Here is a 1,484-nt window from a genome sequence, read left to right on the forward strand (position 1 = left end):
CGCGAATGGCCTGAACGGGCGGTAGTGTGCGTGCCACGAGCGTAGGTCCTTGCGTAGTGCGAACTTTGGTCGGTTCAGCACGGCAACCTACGCTCGTTCACTTTTACACCGCATCTCGGACGCGACCCCGTTCGAGCTGATCAAGGTGATGGACGGCCGGGACCGGGAGCTCTGGCAGTGCGGCGGCGCCAGGGGCCTCAGGAGCGGCGCCGGCAGCGGGAGCGGGCACCGTGGTCAGGCCGGCGGGCAGGTGCAGCGGTAGTTCCCGTTCGGCCGCGAGCTGGCCGGGGCTGCGCTCGATGAAGAACCGGTCGGCGGGGAAGGCCATGTCCAGCGCCTGATGCGGGCGGGCGGTGTTGTAGTGCTCGGCGAACGCGTCCACCTCGGCCTGGGCGGCCTCGAGCGAGGCGAACGGCAGCGCCTCGGCCAGCAGTTCGCGGCGCACGCTCTGATGGAAGCGTTCGATCTTCCCGGTGGTGGTCGGAGTACGCGGCGGGGTGTGACGCAGTTGGATGCCGTTCTGTCGGCAGATGCGCTCGAACAGCACCTCGCCCGCTTTCGGCCCGCCGAAGCGGCCGGTGAACTGCTTGCCGTTGTCGGTCAGCACCTCCAGCGGCACCCCATAGGCGCGCATCGCCGCGGCGAAGGCGGCGCACACCATCCGGCCGGTCGAGCGGGCCACCACCGAGGCGATCACGCAGAACCGCGAGTGATCGTCCACTCCGGTGATCAGCTTGGCTTCGCTGCCGTCGGCCAGCAGCAGCCCGCCCATGATGTCCATCTGCCACAACTGCATCGGCTCGGGCCGTTCCCAGCGCCGGTAGTCGCTGCGCTTACGCCGCCGCGCCACCGCCTCGATCAGGCTGTTGCGCACCAGCACCCGGTAGATGCTCGCCCGCGAGGGCAGCGGCTCCACCCCGCGCCGGCCCATCTCCCAGAGCAGGGTTCGCGGCCCCCACCGCGGATGAGCGCGCCGCAGCTCACAGATCAGCGCCTCGATCGCGGCCGGGGTCTGCATCGGATGCGCCTTCGGCCGATGCGACCGGTCAGCCAGCCCCGCCAGGCCGCCGTCCCGATACCGGCGCACCCAGGTATGCACCGACTGCCGCGATATCCCATACCGGTCGGCCACGTCGGTGACCTTCGCCCCCGACAACACCTCGATCACCGCGTGATAGCGCTGCTCCACGACGCTCAACTCCACCAATGCCACCTGGGCCTCCCCCGAAGCGTCGATAACGCCACGAGCAGGCACAGAAGACGATCAAGGTGTCAAGCATCAAGCGAGGCCAGAGTGTCAACCATCAAGCGAGACAGGACAGATTTCATCGATCAGCCGGATGAGACTTTTCTCTACGTCTTCAAGGGCGACCCGCTGCGCGGCCCGCCGGGTGCACTGGCCGGTCAGCGTGCCCGGCTGCGGCTCTTCGGCCGGTCCGGGCACGCACCGCCCAGTGCACCGAGGAGGACATGAGTCACCACTG

The 1,484-nt window shown here is 68.7% G+C and carries 1 pseudogene; it reads right to left on the reverse strand.

Annotated elements, in window-relative coordinates:
• Positions 1-151: 151 nt before the first annotated feature.
• Positions 152-1,198: pseudogene (locus tag LDL49_RS40845) on the reverse strand (IS481 family transposase); the annotation flags it as partial.
• Positions 1,199-1,484 lie beyond the last annotated feature (286 nt).

Source organism: Nonomuraea aurantiaca (assembly GCF_020215705.1).
Classification (GTDB): Bacteria; Actinomycetota; Actinomycetes; order Streptosporangiales; family Streptosporangiaceae; genus Nonomuraea; species Nonomuraea aurantiaca.